Source organism: Streptomyces sp. NPDC102258, from assembly GCF_055584685.1.
The window spans coordinates 216,462-241,635 of the sequence record NZ_JBVJLO010000008.1; the positions used below are offsets into that span (position 1 = coordinate 216,462).

Consider the following 25,174-nt stretch of genomic DNA (forward strand, 5'->3'; position numbering starts at 1 on the left):
GCGGGGCCGGGATTCCGGTGTCCACCAGGCGGTTCGCGTCGGGGGCGGGCCGCCGGGAGGGTCGCGGGGGGGGAGGTCAGGAGGCGGCCGGGGCGCCGAAGGCCGGGGTGACCGAGCCCTGGTACTTGTCCTCGATGAACTTCTTGACCTCGTCGGAGTTCAGCAGCTTGGCGAGCTTCTGGACGCGCGGGTCGTTCTGGTTTCCGTCCTTGACCGCGAGGAAGTTGGCGTAGGGGTTGCCCTCGGCCTTCTCCAGGATGAGGGCGTCCTTGGCCGGGGAGAGACTGGCCTCGATGGCGTAGTTGCCGTTGATGACGGCGGCGTCGACGTCGTTCAGGGCGCGCGGGACCGTGGCGGCCTCCAGCTCCTTGAACTCCAGGCCCTTCTTGTCGGTGATGTCGGAGAGCTTGGCGTTGGTGCCGACGCCGTCCTTGAGGGTGATCAGCTTGTTCGCGGCGAGCAGCTGGAGCGCGCGGCCCTCGTTGGTGGTGTCGTTGGGCACGGCGACGGTCTGGCCGGGCTTCAGGTCCGTGAGGGCCTTGACCTTCTTGGAGTAGAGGCCGAGGGGCTCCAGGTGCACGTTCACCACGGGCACGATGGTGGTCTTGTTCTTCTTGTTGAAGTCGTCGAGGTACGGCTTGTGCTGGAAGTAGTTGCCGTCGACCTGGCCCTGCTGGGTGGCGGTGTTGGGCAGGACGTAGTCCGTGAACTCCTTCACCTCCAGCTTGAGGCCGGCCTTGGCGGCGAGGTTGTCCTTGACGAACTTCAGGATGTCGGCGTGCGGGGTCGGGGAGGCCGCGATGACCAGCGGCTTGCTCTCGTCGGCCTTGCCGCCGTCCGAGGTCGCCGACGAGGGGTCCGAGGAGCTGCCGCAGGCGGTGAGGCCGAGGGCGAGCGCGGCGGAGGCGGCGGCGAAGGCGGTGAGCTTGATGTTCTTACGCACGAAGAGTGCCTTTCTTGCGGTACGGGTCCGGTGGGACCCGCTGGTGGTGGCCCAAGCACGACAAGTGCGGGCTCTTTGTGGGGGAGGTTCAGGCGGTCCGGCCGCGGCGGGCCAGGACGCGTACCACGCCGTCACCGATGAGCTGGATCACCGTGACGAGGGCGATCAGCACGACGACGGTGGCGACCATGAAGCCGGTCTCGAAGCGCTGGAAGCCATACGTGATGGCCTTGGATCCGAGTCCCTCGCCGCCGACCGCGCCGGCCATGGCGGAGTAGCCGACCAGGGTGATCACGGTGGTGGTGACGGCGGCGACCAGGGAAGGCAGGGCCTGCGGGAGCAGGACCCTGCCGACGAGGGTCGGGATGCCGCCGCCCATGGACTCGACGGCCTCGACGAGGCCGTGGTCGACCTCGCGCACGGCCGTCTCGACGAGCCGGGCGAAGAAGGGGATCGCGCCGATCGCGAGCGGGACGATCATGGCGGTGGGGCCGATGAAGGTGCCCACGACGGCCGTGGTGACCGGGATCAGGAAGATCAGCAGGATGATGAACGGCAGCGAGCGGCCGACGTTCACGATCACGCCGATGACCTTGTTGACCGGCCGGTTCTGGAGCAGGCCGCCCTTGTCGGTCAGGACCAGGAGGATGCCGAGGGGCAGTCCGCCGAGGACGGTGACCAGGGTGGACCACAGCACCATGTAGAGGGTGTCGTACGTGCCCTGGGTGAGCAGGGGCTGCATCTCGGACCAGGTCACTTCACACCATCCTCGACCAGCGCGGCCAGTTCGTTCTCGATCGCCCCGGCGGCGTCCGCTTCCTCGACGACGTCCACCTGGAGGCCCTGCTCGCGCAGGAAGCCGACGGGCACGACGTTCTCCTCGTAGCGGCCGGGCAGTTCGATGCGCATCCGGCCGATCTGGCGGCCGGCGACGGTGTCCATCGCGGCGCCCAGGATCGAGATGTCGATGTTGTACGTGCGCGACAGCTGCGAGATGACCGGCCGGCCGGCGGCCTCGCCGTGGAAGGTGACGTCCACGACGGTCCGGTCGGGGCCGGTGGCGGCGCCGCTGACCGGGAAGAGTTCGGAGGCGAGCTCGGAGCCCGGGGTGGCGAGCAGCTCGGCGACGGTGCCGGACTCGACGACCTTGCCCCCCTTCATCAGCGCGGCGGAGTCGCAGACGGCCTTGACGACGTCCATCTCGTGGGTGATGAGCAGGACGGTGAGGCCGAGCTGCTGGTTGAGGTCGCGCAGCAGCTGGAGGATCGAGCGGGTGGTCTCGGGGTCGAGGGCGCTGGTGGCCTCGTCGGACAGGAGCACCTTGGGGTCGCCGGCCAGGGCGCGGGCGATGCCGACGCGCTGCTTCTGGCCGCCGGAGAGCTGGGTGGGGTAGGCCTTGGCCTTGTCGGCGAGGCCGACGAGGTCGAGGAGCTCCAGGGCCTTGCGGGAGCGCTCGCGGCCGGAGACGCCGAGGATCTCCAGGGGCAGCTCGACGTTGGCCTGGACGGTGCGCGACGACAGCAGGTTGAAGTGCTGGAAGACCATGCCGATGCGGCTGCGGGCCTCGCGCAGTTCCCGGCCGGCGCGCCGGCCGCGGCCGGCCAGCGCGGTGAGGTCGGTGCCGTCGACGGTGACCGTGCCGGTGGTGGGGCGCTCCAGCAGGTTCACGCAGCGGATCAGGGAGGACTTGCCGGCGCCGCTCTGGCCGATGACTCCGTAGACCTCGCCCTCGCGGACGTGCAGGTCGACGCCGTCCAGGGCGGTGACCTCGCGGCCACGGGACTGGTAGACCTTCGTGAGGCCCGATGTGGTGATCACAGGAATTCCGTCGCTGTCGAGTGCACGGCGTGCGGGTGCCGTGCACGGGGCAAACATCTGGGACGCGATACGGCGATACCGTCGGAAAGAGGATGGTGTCGACGCGTGCGCGGGGCGGGAGCGGTCCGTACGGCGGTCAGCGGGTGACGGCTGCGGCGGAGCGGCTCGGCCTGTCTCGCTTCGGGGCGCGAGACCGCGGGTGGGGGGCCCTCAGAAGGCGCGCATTCGACACATACAACGAGCACCGGGCGTCATCGTCGCCTCGGTCGCAAGGGTGCGGCTGCTCGTCGTGGTCATGCGCCCCAGTAAACCAGACGTGGTGACTCACCGATCCATGGTGTCCGCATAGCGGACGGATTCCGGCCGCCATACGGACATCCGGGGCCTCGTCAGCCGGCCGTCTCCAGCGTCACTCCGGCGGCGTCGGCCCGTGCGGACACGGCCGAGAGGTCCCCGACGACCACGTCCGCGTCGAGCTCGGCGTCCCGGTGGGTTGTGGTCAAGGCCACGGTCGTCATCCCGGCGGCGCGGCCGGCGGCCAGGCCCGCGGGGGCGTCCTCGAAGACCACGCAGCGGGCCGGGTCGACGCCCAGGCGCCGGGCGGCGAGCAGGAAGGGCTCCGGGTCGGGCTTGCCGCGGGTGATGTCGTCGGCGGCCACCAGTTCGGGGCAGTCGATGCCGGCCTCCCGCAGCCGGGCCTCGGCCAGCGGGCGGGTGGCCGAGGTGACCACGGCCCAGCGGCCGGCCGGGAGCGCGTTCAGCAGCTCCTTGACCCCGGGGAGCAGGACGACTCCGCCCGGCACGTCCTCCACCTCCAGCGCCTCGATGCGGGCCAGGGCGTCCTCGCGCCACCCGGCGGGCAGCAGCTCGGCGATGATCTCGGCGGCGGGGCGGCCGTGCAGCTCCACCCGGGCGAAGTCCTCGTCGGATATCCCGTACTCCCGGGCCCAGCGGGTCCAGCAGCGGCGTACGGATTCCATCGAGGAGACGAGCGTTCCGTCGTTGTCGAACAGCAGGGCTTCGGCGCGCAGCTTCATGCCCTCCAGGAAAGCCCGGGACGAGGGGTGAGCGCATCGGGTCTTTCGGCCCGTAATACCCTCGCTGCATGCTCGACGCCCTGACGGCCGCCATCGGCGCGGCCGCCCTCGCCCTCGCCGCCTGGTGCGGCCACGCCGCATGGCGGGACCAGCCGACCAAGGACTGGCACTTCATCGGCATGGCCGTGGTGACCGTACTGGTCCTGGCCCAGCTGGCGGTCGGCCTGGTGCAGCTGGCCCGGGGAGAGAAGCCGCAGCAGGGCACCGTGCTCTTCGTGGCCTACCTGATCGGCGCCTTCGCGGCGGTTCCGGCGGCCGGGATGCTCTCGCTCAGCGAACGGACCAAGTGGGGTTCGGTGACGGTGGCCGCGGGCGCGGTCGTCCTCGCCGTCCTCGAAGTACGGCTCTACGACATCTGGGGAACCACCGGTGCCTGACACGACGACCGAGACCGGGACCGGTACGGGATCCGGCGGCGCCGGGCGGAAGCGCCTGGTCTCCGGGCCGGGGCTGCTGCTGGTGTGGCTGTACGGGGTGATGGTGGTCGGAGCCGTGTCGCGCTCGGCGTACCAGATCTCCACCGAGTTCGACCGGGCCCCGCTGGCGTACGCGCTGTCCGGCGCGGCGGCCCTGGTCTACGCCTTCATCACGTACTCGCTGGTGCGCGGCGGGGAGCGGGCCCGCCGGGCGGCGCTGGTGTGCTGCGCGGCGGAGCTGGCGGGGGTGCTGGCCGTGGGGACCTGGACGCTGGTGCGGCCGGACTCCTTCCCCGACGCCACCGTGTGGTCGGACTTCGGGATGGGCTACCTGTTCATCCCGGTGATCCTGCCGGTGACGGGCATGCTCTGGCTGCGCCGCCGGCGCTGAACCCCGGCGCTGAGCCCCCGGGGCGGGGACTCAGCGCGGCGGACCGGACGGACTACGACTACGACTACGCGCTGACGGCGAAGTCGGACGGCTTCGCCGCCTCCTTCTCCAGGATCACCAGGTGCACGCCGTCGGAGGCGGTGCGGTTGCCGACCTGGGCGTAACCGGCCTTGCGGTACAGACGCAGGTTCGACTCGCTCTTGACGCCCGTGTGGAGGCGGAAGCGGGTCGTGCCGGCGTGGCCCGCGAGGGCCCCCTCGACCGCGCGCAGCAGCCGGGCGCCGAGGCCGTGGCCCTGCAGGCGCGGATGCACGCACAGCTTCGCGATGCTGGCCGTGCCGTCCTCGCCGACGCTGCCGCGCACCGTGCCGACCACCTCGTCGCCCAGCCGGGCCACCAGCACGGTGTCCGACGCGAGCTCCGCCTTGAGGGAGTCCAGGGACTGGGTGAGCGGCTGGATCAGGTAATTGCCGTACAGCTCGGCCTCGCGCTGGAACGCCAGGTACTGCAGCTTGAAGATCTGCTCGGCGTCATCGGCGGTCGCCGCCGAAATGATCACGCTCATGCCCATGTGCGCATGCCTCCCGCTCACCTGGTGGCTCTCCGGTTCTCAGGCTCCCTTCCCCGCGGGCCGGGAGCCTCAACCTCTGCAGCCAGCATTCTGCGCAGACATCCCAGGCAACGGGAACGCACGGGTCCCAAACTTCCTTGTGAGATACCCAACTCTCCTGCGATTTCACGGTAAGTGAGGTCTCTCGGCGAAAGAAGTGCGCCCATCAGCTGCGGGCAGCGTCCGGGCAATCGGGCGACCGCCGATCGGAGGGCCCGGTTCGTCTCCCCGTGCAGCAGGGCGTCCTCCGGCTCCCCGGCCGCGGCGGCGGGCGTGGGGGCGGCCGCGTACGGCACCTCCCGGCGGGTCCTGCGGCGGGCGAGCCGGGCTTCGGCGCGCACCGCCCGGCGCAGCCAGCGGGCGCGGCCGGTCGGGTCGGGGGCGCACGGGCCGTGCTCCAGCAGCCTTACCCAGACGGCTTGTTCCAGGTCGGCGGCCTCCACCCCGGCGGCCGGGGCCTCCGCGGCCGCCTCGGCGGAGAGCAGCGGGCCCAGCTCCTGGAGCAGATCGGGTTCCTTCAGCAGGTCCATGCCGGGCGGGACGTACGGGAGCGGCCCGGCGGTTTCCCCGCCGGGCCACGCACATCCGTACGGGGTCGGGCGGGCTAGCGGGTGCCGCCCCGGCCCGGGCGGAAGGCCTCGGCGGCGAGGAGTCCGGTGTCCGGGTTGTCGGTGAAGATGCCGTCGACGCCCAGTTCGAAGTACCGCTGGAAGGCGCCGAAGGCGTCCCCGTAGGCGTTGGGGTCGGCGCCCTTGCGGTACTCGGCCGGCAGGAAGGTGTTCTCGTTGCGCGCGGTGTAGGGGTGCAGCACCAGGCCGCGCGCGTGGGCGTCCTTGACCAGGGCGGTCGGCCGGTCGAGCCGGCCGTCGGCGGTGCGGGGCACGATCAGGTCCAGGGTCGGGCCGATGCCCTGGGCGAAGCCGGCGATCCACTTGAGGCCCTCGGGCTTGACCAGGTCCGCGACGGTACGGGGGTCCTTGGCGGCCTCGAAGTCCCAGGGCCGGGTGTTCGCCGCGCCGAGCAGCACCACGCGCGGGGCCGACACCAGGCGGGAGAGCCGCTGGATGCTGGAGGGCTCGAAGGACTGCAGGAAGACGGCGGCGTCGCGGCCGTCGCGCCCGTAGCGGCGCAGCAGGGCGGCGAGGGGTTCCTCCAGGCCGAGGCCCAGTCCCCGGAAGTAGGTGGGGTGCTTGGTCTCCACGTGCAGCCAGACGCGCTTGTCACGCCGGCGGCCCTCGCGGCCGGCCCAGCGCAGCACCTCTTCGAAGGTGGGGATGCCCCAGCGGCCGTCGTAGAGCGTGTTGCGCTGGCGGACGGCGGGGATGCGCTCCTTGGCCCGCAGGGTCTTCAGCTCGGCGAGCGTGAAGTCCTCGGTGAACCAGCCGGTGACGGAGACCCCGTCGACGGTCTTGGTCGTGCGCCGGGCGGCGAACGCCGGGTGGTCGGCGACGTCGGTGGTGCCGCCGATCTCGTTCTCGTGACGGCACACCAGATGGCCGTCCTTGGTGGGGACGAGGTCCTGCTCGATGACGTCCGCGCCGAGGTCGAGGGCGAGCTGGTAGGAGCCGAGGGTGTGCTCGGGCCGGTAGCCGCTGGAGCCCCGGTGGCCGATGACCGTCGGCACGGGGAGGTCCCGGTAGCCGCCCTCGTCCTGGCCCGTCCGCGCCTCGGCGGCGGAGGCGGGGGCCGCCCCCAGTGCGGTGATCCCGGTTCCGGCCGCGAGGACCGCCGCCCCCAGGACCGTACGCCGTGCCGCTCCCGCTGCCCCGCCCTGTGTCATGAGTGCCTCTCCTCGTTCGGTGACGGGCCCGGGGGCCCGGGATCTCCGGGTCGCGCGGCCCGCAATCGGCGTGCCGATGGTAGGCAAGGGGGGATGGCGGGAGGATGGGCGTGGCGGGAACATGGCGGAAACGTGCGTCAACACTGTGTGTCGACACGCGAACCCGATGTGCGATCAGCGGTGACCCGCGAGTATCGTCCTCACCTGCACTACCGCCGCGTGGTGTGAAAACCGCATTTCGATGCCGGAGGGCTCACGTTGTTCCGTACCGCGCTCATCAAAGCCACTGTGGGACCGGTCATGCGCCTGATCATCCGCACCAGGGTGGAGGGCATCGAGAACATTCCGGGCACCGGTCCGGTGATCCTGGCGGGCAATCACCTCACCTTCATCGACTCGATGATCCTCCCGCTGGTCTGCCACCGGACGGTGCACTTCATCGGCAAGGACGAGTACGTCACGGGCAAGGGCCTCAAGGGCCGGCTGATGGCGTGGTTCTTCACCGGCGCCGGCATGATCCCGGTGGACCGGGACGGCGCGAACGGCGGCGTGGCGGCGCTGATGACGGGCCGCCGGATCCTGGAGGAGGGCAAGATCTTCGGCATCTACCCCGAAGGCACCCGCTCCCCCGACGGCCGCCTCTACCGCGGCCGCACCGGCATCGCCCGCCTCACCCTGATGACCGGCGCCCCCGTGGTCCCCTTCGCGATGATCGGCACCGACAAGCTCCAGCCGGGCGGCGCGGGCATGCCGCGCCCGGGCAAGGTCACCGTCCGCTTCGGCGAGCCGATGGAGTTCTCCCGCTACGAGGGCATGGACCGCGACCGCTACGTGCTGCGCGCCGTCACCGACTCGGTGATGGCCGAGGTCATGCGGCTGTCGGGGCAGGAGTACGTGGACATGTACGCCACCAAGGCGAAGGCCGCCTGAGCCCGGAGACCGCCCGAGCCCTACTGCCGTTGCAGTGACCGGCTGACGCCCGCCAGGGTCGTCGTGGCGAGGATCCAGCCGGTCACGATCAGCAGGTACGACAGCCACTGGTACCAGCCGGCCGGCGCGTAGGCGGACTCCTGGCCGAAGCCGATGACCGGCAGCATCAGGTCGATCGTGTAGAAGACGGCGTTGAAGTCCGGCGCCTCCCCCGCCTTCAGCGGGCGCGGGGCGTGCGCCGTGTACGCGATCGAGCCGATCAGCAGCAGCGCCGCCAGCCAGCCCGCCGCGCGCAGGGGCCGGAAGCCGTACCCCACGGTGGCGTCCTGGAGGAGCCCCCACAGCCGGGCCGCCCGGGGCAGGGTGGCTCGGTGGCGCCGGAGCTTGGCCAGCTGCACGGTCCGCGCGGCCGCCTCGTCGCCGGCCGTCCGGTAGGCCGCGGCGAGCTGCTCGTAGGCGTACGGGAGGTAGCCCGACTCCTCGCGCTCCAGCGCGGGCAGCCGCTCCGCGGCGGGCAGGTGCGGGGCGAGGGCGCGGTAGGTCAGGCCGTCGATGCTGATCCGCTCGGGCCAGGCCCCGCTCGGCACGTGCAGCAGGTCGAACTGGGAGCGGCGCAGGTTGACCAGGCCCTGGACGGGCGGGCAGTTGCGCAGCCACACCTCGCCGATGGCGCAGCTGGAGGCGCGCAGGGCGACGCCGCCGGGGTTGACGAGGGCGGCGTACGCGAAGTTCAGCTGGCCCGGTATCCGGGAGCCGGTGAGGTTGACCGTCCCGTGGGCCTCCATCCGGTGGCCCCGCAGGTCGGTGCCGACGGTCAGCGTCTCGGCCTGGAGCGCGATCCCGCCGGGGGCGAGCAGGCGGGCGCGGTCCAGGACGATCTGACCGCCGACGGTGGCGCCCTTGAGGCGGAGCTGGCCGTGCACGGTGAGGTCGTTGGCGATGACGTCGGTGGTGACCTCGACGTGGTTGAGCTGGAGCGGGGGTTCGTCCGTCTCCTCGCCGGTCACCGGGCCGATCACCGCGCCCTGGAGGAAGAGGCCGCCGTTTATCTTCGCGCCCTGGAGCCGTACGGGGCCGGTGACGCGGCAGCAGGAGAGCCGCAGCACCACCTCGACGCGGACCGTGGCGGCGGTGAGGCCGGGGAGGGTGGAGTAGCCGAGGACGAGGGCCTTGAGCTGGGCCCCGTACAGCAGGGGTTTGCGTTCGAACCAGCAGTCGCGCAGCCGGATGGCATGGTCGACGCTGGCGTAGCGCAGGTCCAGCTTGCCGACGATCTTCGCGCCCTTGACCTTCAGGCCCGCCACCCGGCCCTCCTCGGCGGGGCGCGCGCCCAGCAGGAGGGCCCGGAGCACCTCGGCCCGCACGGTGCGCTCCGGGCCCCAGCCGGCCCCGTCCACGGAGCTGTCGTCGGGCTGCGCGCGGAAGTCGACGCCGTCGCCGCGCGGGAAGGCGTCCCAGACGCGGCGTTCGGCCGGGGTCAGATCGGTGATCTCCATCGCCGGGATGGTGTCCCGGCCGGCGAGGTGGTGTCAACCGCGTTCATGACATGCCCCGCTGGCGGTGCGTCAGTGCTCGACGCCGTCCTGGAGCGCCTGGCCGCGCAGCAGGAACCAGGCGGCCGCGGCGGTGGCCAGCAGGACGGCCGCGCCGACGCCGGAGGCGACCCGCAGGCCGTCCACGAAGGCGTCCTGGGCGGCGGCGACCATCTGCCCGCCGGTCTGCGGGTCCAGCGCCCTGGCGGCTTCGACGGCGCCGCCGAGCGACTCGTGCGCCGCGTCGGCGACCGGCGCGGGGACCGAGGCCGGGGCGGTGAAGGACTGGTAGACGCCGGTGACGATGGAACCGAGCAGGGCGATGCCGAGGGCGGCGCCGAGTTCGTACGCGGTCTCGGAGACGGCCGAGGCCGAACCGGCCTGCTCCTTGGGGACGCTGGAGAGGATCACGTCGGCGGTGACGGTGAAGGAGAAGCCCGCGCCGAGTCCGACGACGAGCAGGGCCGCGCCGAGCAGCGGGTAGCCGGTCTCCTTGTGGATCACCGTGAGGGCGGCCAGGGCCACCCCGATGGCGCCGAGACCGCCGGACACGATGCCGCGTACGGAGTACCGGCGGGCGTAGCGGCCCGCGAGCAGGCCGGTGACGACGGCACCGATGGCTGCGGGCAGTTCGGCCAGGCCGGCTTCCAGGGGGTCGCGGCCCTGGACCAGCTGGAGGAACTGGGACAGGAAGAAGACCAGCCCGGAGAGGCCGAAGACGGTCAGCAGGTCGGCGAGGACCGCTCCGGAGAAGCCGCGGTGCTTGAAGAGCCGCATGTCGAGCAGCGGGGACGGCAGGCTGAACTGGCGCCGGACGAAGGCGTACAGGCAGGCTCCGCCGATGACGGCGGCGGCCCAGACGCCCCAGGTCAGGCCATGGGTGGCGACTTCCTTGACGGCGTAGACCACGCCGATGACGCCGATGAGGGAGAGCGCGACGCTGACCAGGTCCCAGGGCCCGGCGACCGGGTTCTTGGACTCGGGCAGCAGCTTGATCCCGACGAGGACGAGGGCGGCCATCACGGGCAGGTTGATGAGGAAGACCGAGCCCCACCAGAAGTGCTGGAGCAGAGCTCCGCCGACCACCGGTCCGACGGCCGCGCCGGCGGAGGCGGTGGCGCCCCAGATGCCGATGGCGAGGCTGCGCTCGCGGGGGTCGTGGAAGATGTTGCGGATCAGGGCGAGGGTGGACGGCATCAGGGTCGCGCCGGCCACGCCGAGCAGCGCCCGGGCCACGATCATCATCTCGGGGCTGGAGGCGTAGGCGTTGAGGACGGACACCGCGCCGAAGGCGGTGGCGCCGAGGAGCAGCAGCTTCTTGCGGCCGATGCGGTCGCCGAGGGAGCCCATGGAGACGAGCAGGCCGGCGATGACGAAGGAGTAGATGTCGCCGATCCACAGCAGCTGCGTGCCGGACGGCTTGAGGTCCTCGCTGAGGGCCGGGGTGGCGAGACCGAGTACGGTGGCGTCGACCGCGACCAGCAGCACGGCGAGGACGAGCACGGACAGGGCGAGCCAGCGCCCCCCGCTCTTCCCCTCCGCTCCCGCCCGCCGGTTCAGCTGTTCTGTACGGCTCATTGCTCCACACTCCGTCGTGCGCCACCGAGCAGCAACTCGGTGATCATGTACTGGAAGTCCTTGGCGGCGACCCGGCCGTCCATCACGGCCCAGGCGCAGGTGCCGACGAGGCCGTAGAGGGCCTCGGTGAGCCAGGCGGGGCTCAGGTCGATGCGGATGTCGCCCTCCTGCTGGCCGCGCCGGAAGAGCGCGCCGACGCGGGCGTCGAGGCGGGCCCAGCCCTCGTTGACCTGGTCGCCCTCGAAGAGCTGGTTCTCGGTGACGAGGAAGGCCAGCAGCTGGGCGTTGGGCTCCACCTCGGCCACGAGCCGCCGGAGCGCCTCGACGGCCGTGCCCTCGTCGAGCCGGGCCTGGTCGAAGGCCACCTCGAACGCGCGGATCCCGAGGTCCTCCAGGGCCCGTACGAGGGCGTCGCGCCCGGCGAAGTGCCGGTGCAGGGTGGCCCGGCCGATTCCGGCGGCGCGGGCGACCTCGTCCATCGTGGCGGTCGATTTGCGGGAGAGCAGGGCCGCCGCGTCGCGGAGCACCTGGTCACGATCCATAGCCATGAGACAAGCGTACCCCGAATGAAACACCACTGTCTCATTCGATCGTTAAATCGGCTGCTCGCGGGCAGCCGGGAAGGAATTCTGTCCCGATGAGACCCCTGCTGCTGATCGACGTCGACGGCCCGCTGAACCCCTACGCCGCCAAGCCCGAGCGCCGCCCCGAGGGGTACACCACCCACCGGATGCGGCCGCGCGGCTGGACGGTCGCCGGGAACGACAAGCCCCTGCGGGTCTGGCTGAATCCCGCCCACGGAGCAGCGCTGCGCGCGCTGGCGGACACGTACGAGCTGGTCTGGGCCACCACCTGGAAGGACGAGGCCAACGACTGGATCGGCCCGGTCCTCGGACTCCCCCGGCTCCCCTTCATCGACTGGCCGCGGATGCACGGCCGGGCGCCGCGGGGGACCTTCTGGAAGACGCAGTACGTCCTGGAGTACGCGGCGGGCCGGGAGTTCGCCTGGATCGACGACGACATCACGGCCGCGGACCACGAGTACGTGGACCAGCGGCATCCGGCGCACGCGCTGCTGCTGCGCGTCGACGAGCGGATCGGCCTGACGGCGGCGGACTTCGAGCGGCTGGCCGACTGGGCCGCGCCCGGAAAGCCGTGAGGGGCGGTACGGGGCCGGGTGCGGCCCCGTACCGCCCCGGGCGGGCGCGTACGGCTAGCGCTTGTGGGCCGCCCAGGCGTGCTGGATGACCAGGTCGGCCTTCAGCTCGGTGAGCTGGACCGCCACCGCCGACGGGGCCGTGCCGCCCCGGCCGTTACGGGAGGCCAGGGCGCCCTTGACGTTGAGGACGGTGCGCACCTCGGGGGTCAGGTGCTCGGAGATCTTCGCGAACTGCTCGTCCGTCAGCTGGTCGAGCTCGATGCCCTCGGCCTCGCAGACCTTGACGCACTCGCCGGCCACCTCGTGCGCCACCCGGAACGGCACGCCCTGCTTGACCAGCCACTCCGCGATGTCGGTGGCCAGGGAGAAGCCCGCCGGAGCCAGCTCCTCCAGCCGCTCCCGGTGGACCGTGAGCGTGGCCATCATCCCGGTGAAGGCGGGCAGCAGCACCTCCAGGGTGTCGCAGGAGTCGAAGACCGGCTCCTTGTCCTCCTGGAGGTCCCGGTTGTAGGCGAGCGGCAGCGCCTTGAGGGTGGCGAGCAGGCCCGTCAGGTTGCCGATGAGGCGGCCCGACTTGCCGCGCGCCAGCTCCGCGATGTCGGGGTTCTTCTTCTGCGGCATGATCGACGAGCCGGTGGAGAAGGCGTCGTGCAGGGTGACGAAGGAGAACTCCTTCGTGTTCCAGAGGATGATCTCCTCCGCGATCCGGGACAGGTTGATCCCGATCATCGCGGTGACGAAGGCGAACTCGGCGACGAAGTCGCGGGAGGCCGTGCCGTCGATCGAGTTGCCGGCCGAACCCCGCTCGAAGCCGAGGTCGGCGGCGACCTGCTCGGGGTCCAGGCCCAGCGAGGAGCCGGCCAGGGCGCCCGAACCGTACGGGGAGACGGCGGTCCGGGTGTCCCACTGACGCAGCCGCTCGGCGTCCCGGGACAGGGACTGCACGTGGGCCAGTACGTGGTGGGCGAAGAGCACCGGCTGCGCGTGCTGGAGGTGGGTGCGGCCCGGCATCGCGACGTCCGGGTGCGCCTCGGCGAGGCCGACCAGCGCGTCCTGGAGGTCGGCGATCAGGGCGCCGATGATCCGGGCGTGGTCGCGCAGGTACATCCGGAAGAGGGTGGCCACCTGGTCGTTGCGGGACCGGCCGGCCCGCAGCTTGCCGCCGAGGTCGGGGCCGAGCCGCTCCAGCAGGCCCCGCTCCAGGGCGGTGTGCACGTCCTCGTCGGCGAGGGTGCCGGTGAACGAGCCGTCGGCCACGTCGGCCTCCAGCCGGTCCAGGCCGTCGGTCATGCGGTCGAGTTCCTCGGCCGTGAGCAGGCCCGCCGTGGCCAGCGCGCGGGCGTGGGCGCGCGAGCCGGCGATGTCGTACGGCGCGAGGCGCCAGTCGAAGTGGACCGACGCGGACAGCTTCGCGAGGGCTTCCGAAGGCCCGTCGGCGAACCGGCCGCCCCAGAGCCGGACGTCACCGTTGTTGCTGCTCACAGCTACTGCTCCTCATGAGGGTGGATGTACGACGGCCTCCCCGTCGCGGAGGGAACGGGGAGGCCGTCTCGGTACCGCGCGGACGGCTCAGGCGAGGTCGCGGCGGGCGGCGATCTTCGAGGAGAGGCCGAAGATCTCGATGAAGCCCTGGGCCTTGGACTGGTCGAAGGTGTCGCCCGAGTCGTAGGTCGCCAGGTTGAAGTCGTACAGCGACTCGTCCGACTTGCGGCCGGTGACGACGGCGCGGCCACCCTGCAGGGTCATCCGGATGTCACCGGTGACGTGCTGGTTGGCCTCGTTGATGAAGCCGTCCAGCGCCCGCTTGAGCGGGGAGAACCACAGGCCGTCGTAGACCATCTCGCCCCAGCGCTGCTCGACCTGCCGCTTGTAGCGGGCCAGCTCGCGCTCGACGGTGACGTTCTCCAGCTCCTGGTGGGCGGTGATCAGCGCGATCGCGCCCGGGGCCTCGTACACCTCGCGGGACTTGATGCCGACGAGACGGTCCTCGACGATGTCGATCCGGCCGATGCCGTGGGCGCCGGCCCGCTCGTTGAGCTGCTGGATCGCCTGGAGGACGGAGACGGGGCGGCCGTCGATGGCGACCGGGACGCCCTCCTTGAAGGAGATGACGACCTCGTCGGCCTCGCGCGGCAGGGCCGGGTTCGAGGTGTACTCGTAGATGTCCTCGATCGGGGCGTTCCAGATGTCCTCCAGGAAGCCCGTCTCGACGGCGCGCCCGAAGACGTTCTGGTCGATGGAGTACGGGGACTTCTTGGTGGTGGCGATCGGGAGCTGCTTCTCCTCGCAGAAGGCGATCGCCTTGTCCCGGGTCATCGCGTAGTCGCGGACCGGGGCGATGCACTTGAGGTCGGGGGCGAGGGCGACGATGCCGGCCTCGAAGCGGACCTGGTCGTTGCCCTTGCCGGTGCAGCCGTGCGCGACGGTGGTGGCGCCGTGCTTCTTGGCGGCGGCGACCAGGTGCTTGACGATGGCCGGCCGGGAGAGCGCCGAGACCAGCGGGTATCGGTCCATGTAGAGGGCGTTGGCCTTGATCGCCGGGAGGCAGTACTCGTTGGCGAACTCGTCCGAGGCGTCGGCCACCTCGGCCTCGACGGCACCGCAGTCGAGCGCGCGCTTGCGGATGACGTCCAGGTCCTCGCCGCCCTGGCCGACGTCCACGGCAACGGCGATGACCTCGGCGCCCGTCTCCTCGGCGATCCAGCCGATGGCGACGGAGGTGTCCAGGCCGCCCGAGTAGGCGAGTACGACGCGCTCGGTCACGGGTTTCTCCTTACGGTGCATTCAACGACAGGCATAACTATGCACTACTCCGTATGTTTCGTCAATCAGCCGGGGGGGCGGCCCTGTGGGCGCGCCCCCCACCAGCCGGAATTTCCCGGGCGGGGCCGGCGGGAGGCTGCCTAGGATCGGGGCTTCGATGAGACGGGGGAGGACGTATGGGAGCCGGAGCACCACAGGCGGCCGCGCGGGGGCGGGCGGCGGCGCGGCTGCTGCTGGACGGCGGGGGCGGCGGGGAGGTGCCGGCGGGCGGGGAGCCGACGGCGTGGATCGCCTTCGACGCCGAGGTCCGGGCGGGCCGCTCCCGCGCGGACGCGCTCGCGGAGGCGCCGGAGGTCCGTCTGTGCCACCCCGACGGGTGGATCCGGGCGGCGGCCCTGCTCGAAGCCCGCCCGCGGCCCGAACTCCTGGCGATCCGGTGCACCGACTGGGTCCCGCAGGTGCGCGAACGCGCCCGGGTCCGGTTCGCCGAGGCCCTGGCGGGTGCGCCCGCGGCGGCCTTGTGCGCACTGGCGCCGCTCGTCCTGCGCCTGGCCCGGCGCGCGACCGGCGACTGGGCCCTGGAGCGGCTCACGGCCGCGCTGCTCGCCGACCCCGCCGCCCTGACCGCGCTCCGCGACAGCCCCGACCCGCCCACCCGACGGCTGGCGGCCCGGCTCGGCATCGAGAACGGCCGGGTCGGGATCCGCGAGCGGGCCCGGCGGGCCGCCACCGAGCCGGACCCGGCGACGGCCGCCCTGTGGGCCGACGCCACGCTGGCCTCCCTGGCGGCCCTGGCGTCCCCCCGCACCCGGACGCCCTCGGCCCGGGCGGGCGCGGCGCCCACGGCGGCGCCATCGGCTCGGGCAGGCACGGTCCACTCGGCTCGGGCGGGCGCGACCCGGGCTGGCGCGGCTGCTTCGGCTGCGGGCAGCCCGGCTCCTTCGGCTGCGGGCGGCGTGGCTCTTCCGGCTCCGGGCGGCGGCGCGGCTGCTCCGGCTGCCGGCCGGTGGGGTGACGATGACGTGGTGGACGTGGTGGTCGACGCCCTGCTCGGTGGGCGGGTGCCGGCGGTGCGGGCCGCCGGGGTGACCGCCCTGCGCGGGGCCGGCCGGGCCGCCGAGGCCGCCGGGCACCTCGCCGACCGCTCCGGCCTGGTGCGGGCCTGCGCCCGCTGGGCGGTGCGGCAGGACGGCGGGGACCCGCCCGCCCGCTACCGCGCGCTGCTCCACGACCCGGCGCTGCTCACCCCGTACGCGGTGACCGGCTTCTCCGAATGCGCCGCGCGCGCCGAGGCTCCCCTGCTGCGCGCCCTGCTCGGTCATCCGTCCGGCGCGGTGCGGGCCGCCGCCGTGGGCGGACTGCGCCGGCTCGACGACTCCCCGGGCACGGAGCGGCTGCGCGCCCTGCTCGACGACCCGTCACCGGCCGTCGTCCGGCAGGCCTCGTTCAGCCTGCTCCCGTCGGTGGAGCGGCTGCCCGCCGACTGGCTGGCCGCCCGGATCGCGCCCGGGCCGCCTCCGCACGCCCGCCGGGCCGCGTACCGGTTGCTGCACGCGCGCGGCGGGCTGCCCGGACTGCGGGCCTCCGTCGCGCTGCTGTCGGACCAGGACCCGGCGCTGCGCCGGCTCGCCGCGCAGCGGATCCGGAGCCTGTGGAACCCGGACGCGCCGCCCGCCCTGCCGCCCGGCGACCCCGAGGTCGGCAGGCTGCTGGAGCAGTGCGCCCCGCTCTTCGGCGACCACGTCATGCGGCGGATGCGGACCCGGCTGGGACTGCCCGTACCGGCCCGCCCCTGAGCCGATGGGGGGTTTCCCCGCCCGCCCCGACGGCCTGCCTGCACGATGCGCGCCCCCCTCGGCCCGTACCGTCTGACGGGTGCTGCGTACCGCTCTGCTCGTCGGCTCGCTCCTCCTCGCCGCGCTGCCCCGGCCGGGAGGCGAGGCGGGGCCGCTGCCCGGGCTGCTCGCCGACACCGGGGGCGGGAGTCAGCTGATCACCGCCGTCGCGCCGGCGCCCGGGTCCACGACCGGGTGGCTGACCTGGTGGGACCGGCGGGCCGGGCACTGGTACGAGGCGGGCGGCGCGCCCGCGCGGTTCGGCGCGAACGGCCTCACCGAGGGCGCGACGCGGACGCAGGGCACGAACACCACGCCGACGGGGCTGTACGCGCTCCCGTACGCCTTCGGCATCGCACGGCCGCCGGCCGGGACGGCGTACGCGTACCGGCGGGTGACGGACCGTTCGTGGTGGTGCCAGGACAACGCCTCGGCGGAGTACAACCGCTGGACGGAACCGCTCCCGGCGGACTGCGCCCCCGGCGAGGCCGAGCACCTGGCGGCGTACGGGCAGCAGTACGCGCACGCCCTGGTCATCGCCTTCAACTACGACGCGCCCGTACGCGGCCGGGGCGCGGGCATCTTCCTGCACGTCGACGGCCAGGGCGCGACGGCCGGCTGCGTCTCGGTCCCCCGCCGCGCCCTGCGCGCCCTGCTCCGCTGGGCCGACCCCCGCCGCGACCCGCACATCGCGATCGGTACGGAGTCCGGCCCGCTCGCGGTGACCCGGTACTGAGACCGGTGCCCGCCGTGCGCGCCGCCCGGATCAGCTCTCCTTCTGGGCCAGGCGCAGCAGGTGGTCGGCCAGGGCCTGGCCGCCGGAGGGGTCGCGGCTGATCAGCATCAGGGTGTCGTCACCGGCGATGGTGCCGAGGATGGCCTGGAGTTCGGCCTGGTCGATCGCCGAGGCGAGGAACTGGGCCGCGCCCGGCGGGGTGCGCAGGACCACGAGGTTCGCGGAGGCCTCCGCGGAGATCAGCAGTTCGCCGGAGAGGCGCCGCATGCGCTCCTCCTTCGCCGATTCGCCGAGGGGGGCCTGCGGGGTGCGGAAGCCGCCCTCGCTGGGGACCGCGTAGATCAGCTCGCCGCCGGTGTTGCGGATCTTCACCGCGCCCAGCTCGTCGAGGTCGCGGGAGAGCGTCGCCTGGGTGACGCTCAGCCCGTCGTCGGCGAGCAGTTTGGCCAGCTGGCTCTGGGAGCGGACCGGCTGCCGGTTGAGGATGTCCACGATCCGGCGGTGGCGGGCGGTGCGGGTCTGCGGGACGGACGGCCCGTGCTGCTCGTGTTCCTGCGCCTGGCTCATCGTCGTCTCATTCTCCGGATCGTCCCGCTGCGTCGAGGATGCCGGGCAGCGCCCTGACGAACGCGTCGACCTCGGCCTCGGTGATGACGAACGGGGGCATCAGCCGTACGACGTCGGGGGCGGGCGCGTTGACCAGGAATCCGGCCTCCTGAGCCGCCTGCTGCACCTTCGGTGCGAGCGGCTCCGTCAGCACGATACCCAGCAGGAGGCCCGAGCCGCGGACGTGGGAGACCAGGCCGTGGCCGGAGGCTTCGATTCCGCCGCGCAGCCGCTCGCCGCGCGCCTTGACCCGGTCGAGCAGGCCGTCGGTGGCGATGGTGTCGATCACGGCGAGGCCGGCGGCGCAGGCGACCGGGTTCCCGCCGAAGGTGGTGCCGTGCTGGCCGGGCCGCAGCAGGTCGGCGGCCGGGCCGAAGGCGGCCACGGCGCCGAGGGGCAGACCACCGCCCAGACCCTTCGCGAGCGTGACGAGGTCGGGCTCGACGCCCTCGTGGGCCTGGTGCTCGAACCACTGGCCGCAGCGGCCGATGCCGGTCTGGACCTCGTCGAGGACGAGCAGGGTGCCGGTGGCACGGGTGATCTCGCGGGCGGCCGTGAGGTAGCCGGCGGGCGGGACCACGACGCCGTTCTCGCCCTGGACGGGCTCGATGACGACGAGGGCCGTCTCCTCGGTGACGGCGGCCCGCAGGGCCTCGGCGTCGCCGTACGGGACGTGGGTGACCTCGCCGGGCAGCGGCAGGAAGGGCGTCTGCTTCGCGGGCTGGCCGGTGAGCGCGAGGGCGCCCATGGTCCGGCCGTGGAAGCCGCCGGTGGTGGCGACCATGTGGCCGCGACCGGTCAGCCGGCCGATCTTGAAGGCGGCCTCGACCGCTTCCGCTCCGGAGTTGCAGAAGAAAATCCGGCCCGCGCGGCCGAAGAGCTGGAGCAGCCGTTCGCCGAGCGCGAGGACCGGCTCGGAGGCGTAGAGGTTGGAGACGTGGCCGAGGGTGGAGATCTGCGCGGTGACGGCCGCGACGACCGCCGGGTGGGCGTGGCCGAGGGCGTTGACGGCGATCCCGCCGACGTAGTCGGTGTACTGCTTGCCGTCCGCGTCCCAGACCTGGGCGCCCTCACCGCGTACGAGGGCCAGCGCGGGCGTGCCGTAGTTGTCGGTCAGCGCGCCCTTCCAGCGGGCGGCGTACTCCTGGTTGCCGCTCACGCGGGTTCCCCTCCCTGTGCGTCGGGCACGACCATCGTGCCGATTCCCTCGTCGGTGAAGATCTCCAGCAGGATCGAGTGCTGGACCCGTCCGTCGATCACGCGCGCGGTGCCGACGCCGCCGCGGACGGCGTGCAGGCAGCCCTCCATCTTCGGGACCATGCCGCTGGACAGCTCGGGCAGCAGCTTCTCCAGCTGGCTCACGGTGAGCCGGCTGATGACCTCGTCGCTGTTCGGCCAGTCCGCGTAGAGGCCCTCGACGTCGGTGAGGACCATCAGCGTCTCGGCGCCCAGCGCGGCGGCGAGCGCCGCGGCCGCCGTGTCGGCGTTGACGTTGTACACGTGGTGATCGTCGGCGCTGCGCGCGATGGAGGAGATCACCGGGATCCGGCCGTCGGCCAGCAGGGCCTCGATGGCACCGGTGTCGATCGCGGTGATCTCGCCGACCCGACCGATGTCGACGAGTTCGCCCTCGATCGACGGGGTGTGCTTGGTGGCGGTGATGGTGTGCGCGTCCTCGCCGGTCATGCCGACGGCGAGCGGCCCGTGCTGGTTGAGCAGCCCGACCAGCTCGCGCTGGACCTGGCCCGCGAGCACCATCCGTACGACGTCCATCGCCTCCGGGGTGGTGACGCGCAGGCCCGCCTTGAACTCGCTGACCAGGCCCTGCTTGTCGAGCTGGGCGTTGATCTGGGGCCCGCCGCCGTGGACGACGACCGGCTTCAGGCCGGCCTGGCGCAGGAAGACGACGTCCTGGGCGAAGGCCGCCTTGAGGTCCTCGTCGATCATGGCGTTGCCGCCGAACTTGATGACGACGACCTTGCCGTTGTGCCGGGTGAGCCAGGGCAGGGCCTCGATGAGGATCTCCGCCTTGGGCAGGGCCGTGTGCTTGCGTGCGGTGCTCATGAGGCGTAGGCGCTGTTCTCGTGGACGTACTCGGCCGTCAGGTCGTTGGCCCAGATGACCGCGGACTCGCTGCCGGTGGACAGGTCGGCGGTGATGCGGACCTCGCGGTCCTTCATGGAGACCAGGTCGCGGTCCTCGCCGACGGAACCGTTCTTGCAGACCCAGACGCCGTTGATGGCCACGTTGAGGCGGTCCGGGTCGAACGCGGCGGCGGTGGTGCCGATCGCGGAGAGCACCCGGCCCCAGTTGGGGTCCTCGCCGTGGATGGCGCACTTGAGCAGGTTGTTGCGGGCGATGGACCGGCCGACCTCGACCGCGTCCGCCTCGCTGGCCGCGCCGACGACCTCGATGCGGATGTCCTTGCTCGCGCCCTCGGCGTCGCCGATCAGCTGGCGGGCCAGGTCGTCGCAGACGGTCCGGACGGCCCGGGCGAAGTCCTCGTACGCCGGGACCTGCCCGGAGGCGCCGGAGGCCAGCAGCAGCACCGTGTCGTTGGTGGACATGCAGCCGTCGGAGTCGACCCGGTCGAAGGTGGTGCGGGTGGCGTCGCGCAGGGCCGCGTCGAGGGTGGCGGAGTCCAGGTCGGCGTCGGTGGTGAGGACGACGAGCATGGTGGCCAGGCCCGGGGCGAGCATGCCCGCGCCCTTGGCCATGCCGCCGACGGTCCAGCTGTCCTGGACGGCGGTGGCCGTCTTGTGCACGGTGTCGGTGGTCTTGATGGCGATGGCGGCGGCCTCGCCGCCGTCGGCGGTGAGGGCGGCCGCGGCCGTCTCGATGCCGGGCAGCAGCTTGTCCATGGGGAGCAGGACGCCGATCAGGCCGGTGGAGGCCACGGCGATCTCCCCCGCGTTGTGCTCGCCGCCCAGCACGGCCGCGGCCTTCTCTGCGGTGGCGTGGGTGTCCTGGAAGCCCTTGGGGCCGGTGCAGGCGTTGGCGCCGCCGGAGTTGAGGACGACCGCGCTGACGGTGCCGCCCCGCAGGACCTGCTCGGACCAGCGCACGGGCGCGGCCTTGACGCGGTTGGAGGTGAAGACGCCGGCGGCCGCCAGCCGGGGGCCGTGGTTGACCACGAGGGCCAGGTCCGGATTGCCGTTCGCCTTGATCCCGGCGGCGATGCCCGCCGCCGTGAACCCCTGTGCAGCCGTAACGCTCACGGCGCCACTCCCATCGTGGAAAGACCCAGCGCCTCGGGGAGCCCGAGCGCGATGTTCATGCTCTGCACCGCGCCGCCGGCGGTGCCCTTGGTGAGGTTGTCGATCGCGCTGATGGCGATGATCCGCCCGGCGTGCTCGTCGAGGGCCACCTGGACGTGGACGGCGTTGGAGCCGTACACCGACTTGGTGGTGGGCCAGAGGCCCTCGGGGAGCAGCTGGACGAACGGCTCGTCCGCGTACGCCTTCTCGTAGGCGGCGCGCAGCGACTGCGCGGTGGTGCCCGGGAGGGCCTTCGCCGAGCAGGTGGCGAGGATGCCGCGGGGCATGGGGACGAGGTGGGGGGTGAAGGAGACCGAGACGCGCTCGCCGGCGAGCGGGGAGAGGTTCTGCACCATCTCCGGCGTGTGCCGGTGGGCGCCGCCGACGCCGTACGGGGTCACGGTGCCCATCACCTCGGAGCCGAGCAGGTGCGGCTTGAGGGCCTTGCCCGCGCCGGAGGTGCCGGTGGCGGCGACGATCACGGCCTCGGGCCCGGCCAGGCGGGCGGCGTACGCGGGGTAGAGCGCGAGGGAGACGGCGGTCGGGAAGCAGCCGGGGACGGCGATCCGGCGGGCCCCGGCCAGGCCGGCGCGGGCGCCGGGCAGCTCGGGAAGGCCGTAGGGCCAGGTCCCGGCGTGCGGGGCGCCGTAGAACCGGTCCCATTCCGCGGAATCCTTCAGCCGGTGGTCGGCGCCCATGTCGACGACGAGCACGTCCTCGCCGAGCCGCGCGGCGACGGCGGCGGACTGCCCGTGCGGCAGCGCGAGGAACACGACGTCGTGACCGGCGAGGACCTCGGGCGTGGTCGCCTCCAGGGTCCGCCCGGCGAGCGGTACGAGGTGCGGTTGCAGGGACCCGAGGAGCTGCCCGGCGTTGGAGTGCCCGGTCAGCGCGCCGATCTCCACCCCGGGGTGCGAGAGCAGCAGGCGCAGCAGCTCACCACCCGCGTACCCGCTCGCCCCGGCCACCGCTACACGTACCACCATCGGACCTCCTCCTCGATGGCATGACTATACGTAGCGCCGCACTTTTATGCAATGTTGCGCCTCGCCCCCGCCCGCTCGCCGCGACGGGTTTCACAGGGCGGCGCGCAGCCGCTGGACGGCCTCCACCAGTTCCGCCGGGCCGGACACCCCGGCGAAGCTCAGCCGGACGTACGCCGCCGGCGGCTCCGCGCAGAAGAACGGGCGGCCGGGCGCGACGGCGACCCCGGCGCGCAGGGCCTGCGCCGTGAAGTCCGCGTCGTCGCCGCCCCCGGCCAGCCGGGTCCACAGCTGGTAGCCGCCGGCCGGCAGGTGCGCGAGCTCCAGCTCGGGCAGTCCGCGGCGCAGCGCGCCCGCGAGGACGTCCCGGCGGTGGCGCAACTCGGCGGCGACGGAACGCAGATGGCGGGGCCAGGCGGGCGCGCCGACCAGTTCGAGGGCGGCTTCCTGGAGCGGCCGGGGCACGAAGAAGGTGTCCACGACCTGGATGGCGCGCAGCCGCTCCAGCACCGGCCCCCGGGCGGCGAGCGCGCCCACGCGCAGGCTGGGCGAGGTGGCCTTGGTCAGCGAGCGGACGTGCACCACCACCCCGTCGGCGTCCTCGGCGGCCAGCGTGGCGGGCGGCGGGCCGGCGTCCTCGTGGGCCAGGGCCCGCGCGTAGTCGTCCTCGATCACGAAGGCCCCGGCGTCCCGCGCGATCCGCAGCACCTCGGGCCGCCGCGCCGCCGACAGCACCGCACCCGTCGGGTTCTGGAACAGCGGCTGGCATACGAAGACCCGCGCGCCGGTCGCTTCGAAGGCGGCGGCCAGCAGCTCCGGCCGGACCCCCTCCGCGTCCACCGGTACGGGTACGGGCCGGCAGCCGGAGCCGCGGGCGATGGCCAGCAGCCCGGGGTAGGTGGGCGACTCCACGAGGACCGGCGTACCGGGCGGGGCCAGCGCCCGCAGCGCGGTGGTCAGGGCGCTCTGCCCGCCCGCGGTGACCAGCACGTCCGCGGCCCCGACGGCCCCGCCGATCTCGCGGGCGAACCAGTCGCGCAGCTCGGGCAGCCCCTCCGTCGGCGGCCGCCCCCACGCCCCGGGCCGCCGGCCGGCCCGGGCCAGCGCGGCGGCCATCGCCCGTTCCGGCTGGATGGAGGGGTGCAGGTAACCGCTGTTGAGCCCGATCACCCCGGTCGGCGGCATGTTCAGGCACACCAGCACCCCGGAGGCGTCCACGGATCGGGGCACGACGTCACCGGCCCCCTCCGCGCTGAGCGTGACCTCCTGCCAGGAGGTGTCCCCGGGCTCGTCCACCCGGGTGCGCGGCTGCGCCCGGTACGCCCCGGCGCCGGGCCGGGTGACCACAAGCCCCTCGGCGGCGAGCTGCGCGAGGGCGCGGGAGACGGTGACGGGGCTGACGCGGTACCGCTCGACCAGGGCCCGGCTGGACGGCAGCTTTCCACCCACCGGGTAGCGGTCAAGCTCGCTCCGCAGGGATTCCGCCAGGTCTGCCACACTGCTACGCTCATACATGACAGCACAGAATAGCGCTACTCCCTGCACTCCGATAGCGGTGGCGATCCGGGCCGGATCCGCCGACGGCACCCGCCGGGGCACCCTGCTGGCCCTGCTCGGCGTCCTGGCCTTCTCGCTGACCTTCCCCGGTACCGCCTGGGGCCTGGAGAGCTTCGGCCCCTGGTCGCTCGTCGCCCTGCGCAGCGTGCTCGCCGCCGTCATCGCCGGGGGCTTCCTGCTGGCCGGCCGGGTGCCGCCGCCCGCCCGGGAGCACTGGGCGGGGCTGGCCGTCGTGGCGGGCGGGGTGGTGGTCGGCTTCCCGCTGCTGACCACGCTGGCGCTGCGGACCTCCAGCACCTCGCACGCCGCCGTCGTGGTGGGCCTGCTGCCGCTGACCACCGCCGCCGTCTCCGCCCTGCGTACCGGCGCCCGGCCCTCGCGCCGCTTCTGGGCGGCGGCGCTCGCCGGGGCCGCCGTCGTGCTCGGCTTCACCCTGGCCGGTGGCGGCGGGGCCCTCTCGCCGGGCGACGGCTACCTCTTCGGGGCGCTGCTGGTGTGCGCGGCCGGGTACACCGAGGGCGGCCGGCTGGCCCGCGTCCTGCCGGGCTGGCAGGTCATCGGCTGGGCGCTGGTGCTGTGCCTGCCGCTGAGCGTGGCGGGGGCCGCGCTGGGGCTGGCGTACGAGCCGGTGCGGCTGACCGGCCACGGGGTGGCCGGCCTGGTGTGGGTGGCGGCCGGCTCCACCTTCCTCGGCCTGTACGTCTGGTACCGCGGGATGGCCGTGATCGGCGCCCCGCGGGCCAGTCAGCTCCAGCTCGCCCAGCCGCTGCTGACCCTGGTCTGGTCCGTGGCGCTGCTGGGCGAGCACCTCTCCCCGGCCGCTCCGCTCGCCGCGGGCGCGGTCCTGGTCTGCATCGCGGTGACGCAGCGCAGCTGAACCACCGGGAGCCGCCCCCCCAGGCAGCAGCAATTCCGGCAAATCGCCGTAAACTGCTGTCACCGGATTCCGTCCGGCTCCGGGACCTGCTCCCAGGGAGGTCAGCACATGCGCGCGACCGAGGGCGACCAGCTCGTGCAGCACGGCAGGGTCGTAGGGCAGCACGACAAACTGGGCGAGATCACTCAGGTACTGGGCGAGAACGGCACTCCTCCCTACCGGGTCCGTTTCACGGACGGCCACGAGGCCGTCATGTCCCCTGGCCCCGACTGCGTGGTGAAGCACCCCGAGGAGCCCGCGCACTGA

26 protein-coding genes are annotated in these 25,174 nt (G+C 73.1%); 8 read left to right on the plus strand and 18 right to left on the minus strand.

Annotated features, from left to right (window positions below):
- Positions 1–76: 76 nt before the first annotated feature.
- From ACZ6ZT_RS16350 to ACZ6ZT_RS16365, 4 genes are all read right to left on the minus strand, one after another.
- Complete coding sequence (locus ACZ6ZT_RS16350; RefSeq protein ID WP_469719830.1) at positions 77–943, minus strand: MetQ/NlpA family ABC transporter substrate-binding protein; 867 nt, start codon at positions 941–943, stop codon at positions 77–79.
- An 88-nt stretch (positions 944–1,031) separates the two neighbouring features.
- Positions 1,032–1,700, minus strand: coding sequence for a methionine ABC transporter permease (locus tag ACZ6ZT_RS16355; RefSeq protein ID WP_469719831.1), 669 nt, complete (start codon positions 1,698–1,700; stop codon positions 1,032–1,034).
- The gene (locus tag ACZ6ZT_RS16360; protein WP_469719832.1) at positions 1,697–2,761 is read right to left on the minus strand and encodes a methionine ABC transporter ATP-binding protein; all 1,065 of its coding nucleotides are present in this window, start codon (positions 2,759–2,761) and stop codon (positions 1,697–1,699) included. Before ACZ6ZT_RS16360 ends, ACZ6ZT_RS16355 begins: the two co-directional genes overlap by 4 nt.
- A 389-nt stretch (positions 2,762–3,150) precedes the next feature.
- Positions 3,151–3,798 (minus strand): HAD-IA family hydrolase, encoded by a 648-nt coding sequence (locus ACZ6ZT_RS16365; RefSeq protein WP_469719833.1) that lies wholly within the window; start codon positions 3,796–3,798, stop codon positions 3,151–3,153.
- A 68-nt stretch (positions 3,799–3,866) separates the two neighbouring features.
- Between ACZ6ZT_RS16365 and ACZ6ZT_RS16370 the strand changes: the two genes are divergently transcribed.
- Positions 3,867–4,235 (plus strand): hypothetical protein, encoded by a 369-nt coding sequence (locus ACZ6ZT_RS16370; protein WP_469719834.1) that lies wholly within the window; start codon positions 3,867–3,869, stop codon positions 4,233–4,235.
- Complete coding sequence (locus ACZ6ZT_RS16375) at positions 4,228–4,665, plus strand: hypothetical protein (RefSeq protein WP_469719835.1); 438 nt, start codon at positions 4,228–4,230, stop codon at positions 4,663–4,665. Before ACZ6ZT_RS16370 ends, ACZ6ZT_RS16375 begins: the two co-directional genes overlap by 8 nt.
- A 64-nt stretch (positions 4,666–4,729) precedes the next feature.
- Here ACZ6ZT_RS16375 and ACZ6ZT_RS16380 read toward each other — a convergent pair whose 3' ends face one another.
- The 3 genes from ACZ6ZT_RS16380 to ACZ6ZT_RS16390 all read right to left on the minus strand — a co-directional run bounded on the left by ACZ6ZT_RS16380 (position 4,730) and on the right by ACZ6ZT_RS16390 (position 7,055).
- The gene (locus ACZ6ZT_RS16380; protein WP_469719909.1) at positions 4,730–5,236 is read right to left on the minus strand and encodes a GNAT family N-acetyltransferase; all 507 of its coding nucleotides are present in this window, start codon (positions 5,234–5,236) and stop codon (positions 4,730–4,732) included.
- A gap of 17 nt (positions 5,237–5,253) precedes the next feature.
- On the minus strand, positions 5,254–5,805 hold the full coding sequence (locus ACZ6ZT_RS16385) for a sigma-70 family RNA polymerase sigma factor (RefSeq protein WP_469719836.1): 552 nt from the start codon (positions 5,803–5,805) through the stop codon (positions 5,254–5,256).
- A 74-nt stretch (positions 5,806–5,879) separates the two neighbouring features.
- Positions 5,880–7,055, minus strand: coding sequence for a glycerophosphodiester phosphodiesterase (locus ACZ6ZT_RS16390; protein ID WP_469719837.1), 1,176 nt, complete (start codon positions 7,053–7,055; stop codon positions 5,880–5,882).
- 300 nt (positions 7,056–7,355) lie between these two features.
- Between ACZ6ZT_RS16390 and ACZ6ZT_RS16395 the strand changes: the two genes are divergently transcribed.
- Positions 7,356–7,985, plus strand: a complete 630-nt coding sequence (locus tag ACZ6ZT_RS16395) for a lysophospholipid acyltransferase family protein (RefSeq protein ID WP_469719838.1) — start codon at positions 7,356–7,358, stop codon at positions 7,983–7,985.
- Between the two features lie 20 nt (positions 7,986–8,005).
- Here the strand turns inward: ACZ6ZT_RS16395 and ACZ6ZT_RS16400 are convergent, their stop codons facing one another.
- The 3 genes from ACZ6ZT_RS16400 to ACZ6ZT_RS16410 form a co-directional block, all read right to left on the minus strand.
- Positions 8,006–9,481: a membrane-associated oxidoreductase gene (locus ACZ6ZT_RS16400; RefSeq protein ID WP_469719839.1), complete on the minus strand. Its 1,476-nt coding sequence runs from the start codon at positions 9,479–9,481 to the stop codon at positions 8,006–8,008.
- A gap of 69 nt (positions 9,482–9,550) precedes the next feature.
- A complete protein-coding gene (locus ACZ6ZT_RS16405; protein WP_469719840.1) occupies positions 9,551–11,095 on the minus strand; it encodes an MFS transporter in 1,545 nt (514 codons plus the stop codon).
- Positions 11,092–11,643, minus strand: coding sequence for a TetR/AcrR family transcriptional regulator (locus tag ACZ6ZT_RS16410; protein ID WP_469719841.1), 552 nt, complete (start codon positions 11,641–11,643; stop codon positions 11,092–11,094). The genes ACZ6ZT_RS16405 and ACZ6ZT_RS16410 overlap by 4 nt, the downstream gene beginning before the upstream one ends.
- Before the next feature lie 89 nt (positions 11,644–11,732).
- Between ACZ6ZT_RS16410 and ACZ6ZT_RS16415 the strand changes: the two genes are divergently transcribed.
- Positions 11,733–12,254 carry an HAD domain-containing protein gene (locus tag ACZ6ZT_RS16415; protein ID WP_469719842.1) on the plus strand — a complete coding sequence of 174 codons (522 nt, stop codon included), beginning with the start codon at positions 11,733–11,735 and terminating at the stop codon, positions 12,252–12,254.
- Positions 12,255–12,308: 54 nt separating this feature from the next.
- Here the strand turns inward: ACZ6ZT_RS16415 and argH are convergent, their stop codons facing one another.
- Positions 12,309–13,736: an argininosuccinate lyase gene (gene argH, locus ACZ6ZT_RS16420; RefSeq protein WP_469719843.1), complete on the minus strand. Its 1,428-nt coding sequence runs from the start codon at positions 13,734–13,736 to the stop codon at positions 12,309–12,311.
- 87 nt (positions 13,737–13,823) lie between these two features.
- Positions 13,824–15,017, minus strand: a complete 1,194-nt coding sequence (locus tag ACZ6ZT_RS16425; RefSeq protein ID WP_469719844.1) for an argininosuccinate synthase — start codon at positions 15,015–15,017, stop codon at positions 13,824–13,826.
- A gap of 176 nt (positions 15,018–15,193) precedes the next feature.
- Between ACZ6ZT_RS16425 and ACZ6ZT_RS16430 the strand changes: the two genes are divergently transcribed.
- A complete protein-coding gene (locus ACZ6ZT_RS16430; RefSeq protein WP_469719845.1) occupies positions 15,194–16,813 on the plus strand; it encodes a HEAT repeat domain-containing protein in 1,620 nt (539 codons plus the stop codon).
- Positions 16,814–16,895: 82 nt separating this feature from the next.
- The gene (locus tag ACZ6ZT_RS16435) at positions 16,896–17,588 is read left to right on the plus strand and encodes a L,D-transpeptidase family protein (RefSeq protein WP_469719910.1); all 693 of its coding nucleotides are present in this window, start codon (positions 16,896–16,898) and stop codon (positions 17,586–17,588) included.
- 30 nt (positions 17,589–17,618) lie between these two features.
- On the opposite strand, the gene ACZ6ZT_RS16440 is transcribed toward ACZ6ZT_RS16435, so the two are convergent.
- The 6 genes from ACZ6ZT_RS16440 to ACZ6ZT_RS16465 all read right to left on the minus strand — a co-directional run bounded on the left by ACZ6ZT_RS16440 (position 17,619) and on the right by ACZ6ZT_RS16465 (position 23,949).
- Positions 17,619–18,155, minus strand: coding sequence for an arginine repressor (locus tag ACZ6ZT_RS16440; RefSeq protein WP_469719846.1), 537 nt, complete (start codon positions 18,153–18,155; stop codon positions 17,619–17,621).
- Positions 18,156–18,162: 7 nt separating this feature from the next.
- On the minus strand, positions 18,163–19,353 hold the full coding sequence (locus ACZ6ZT_RS16445; protein WP_469719847.1) for an acetylornithine transaminase: 1,191 nt from the start codon (positions 19,351–19,353) through the stop codon (positions 18,163–18,165).
- Complete coding sequence (gene argB, locus ACZ6ZT_RS16450) at positions 19,350–20,258, minus strand: acetylglutamate kinase (RefSeq protein WP_469719848.1); 909 nt, start codon at positions 20,256–20,258, stop codon at positions 19,350–19,352. The genes ACZ6ZT_RS16445 and argB overlap by 4 nt, the downstream gene beginning before the upstream one ends.
- Positions 20,255–21,412 carry a bifunctional glutamate N-acetyltransferase/amino-acid acetyltransferase ArgJ gene (argJ, locus tag ACZ6ZT_RS16455; protein WP_469719849.1) on the minus strand — a complete coding sequence of 386 codons (1,158 nt, stop codon included), beginning with the start codon at positions 21,410–21,412 and terminating at the stop codon, positions 20,255–20,257. The genes argB and argJ overlap by 4 nt, the downstream gene beginning before the upstream one ends.
- Positions 21,409–22,437, minus strand: a complete 1,029-nt coding sequence (gene argC / locus ACZ6ZT_RS16460; RefSeq protein WP_469719850.1) for an N-acetyl-gamma-glutamyl-phosphate reductase — start codon at positions 22,435–22,437, stop codon at positions 21,409–21,411. Before argC ends, argJ begins: the two co-directional genes overlap by 4 nt.
- Positions 22,438–22,527: 90 nt before the next feature.
- Complete coding sequence (locus ACZ6ZT_RS16465) at positions 22,528–23,949, minus strand: aminotransferase-like domain-containing protein (protein WP_469719851.1); 1,422 nt, start codon at positions 23,947–23,949, stop codon at positions 22,528–22,530.
- Between ACZ6ZT_RS16465 and ACZ6ZT_RS16470 the strand changes: the two genes are divergently transcribed.
- On the plus strand, positions 23,948–24,868 hold the full coding sequence (locus ACZ6ZT_RS16470) for a DMT family transporter (protein ID WP_469719852.1): 921 nt from the start codon (positions 23,948–23,950) through the stop codon (positions 24,866–24,868). The genes ACZ6ZT_RS16465 and ACZ6ZT_RS16470 overlap by 2 nt on opposite strands.
- Before the next feature lie 108 nt (positions 24,869–24,976).
- Positions 24,977–25,174, plus strand: a complete 198-nt coding sequence (locus ACZ6ZT_RS16475; protein WP_469719853.1) for a DUF1918 domain-containing protein — start codon at positions 24,977–24,979, stop codon at positions 25,172–25,174.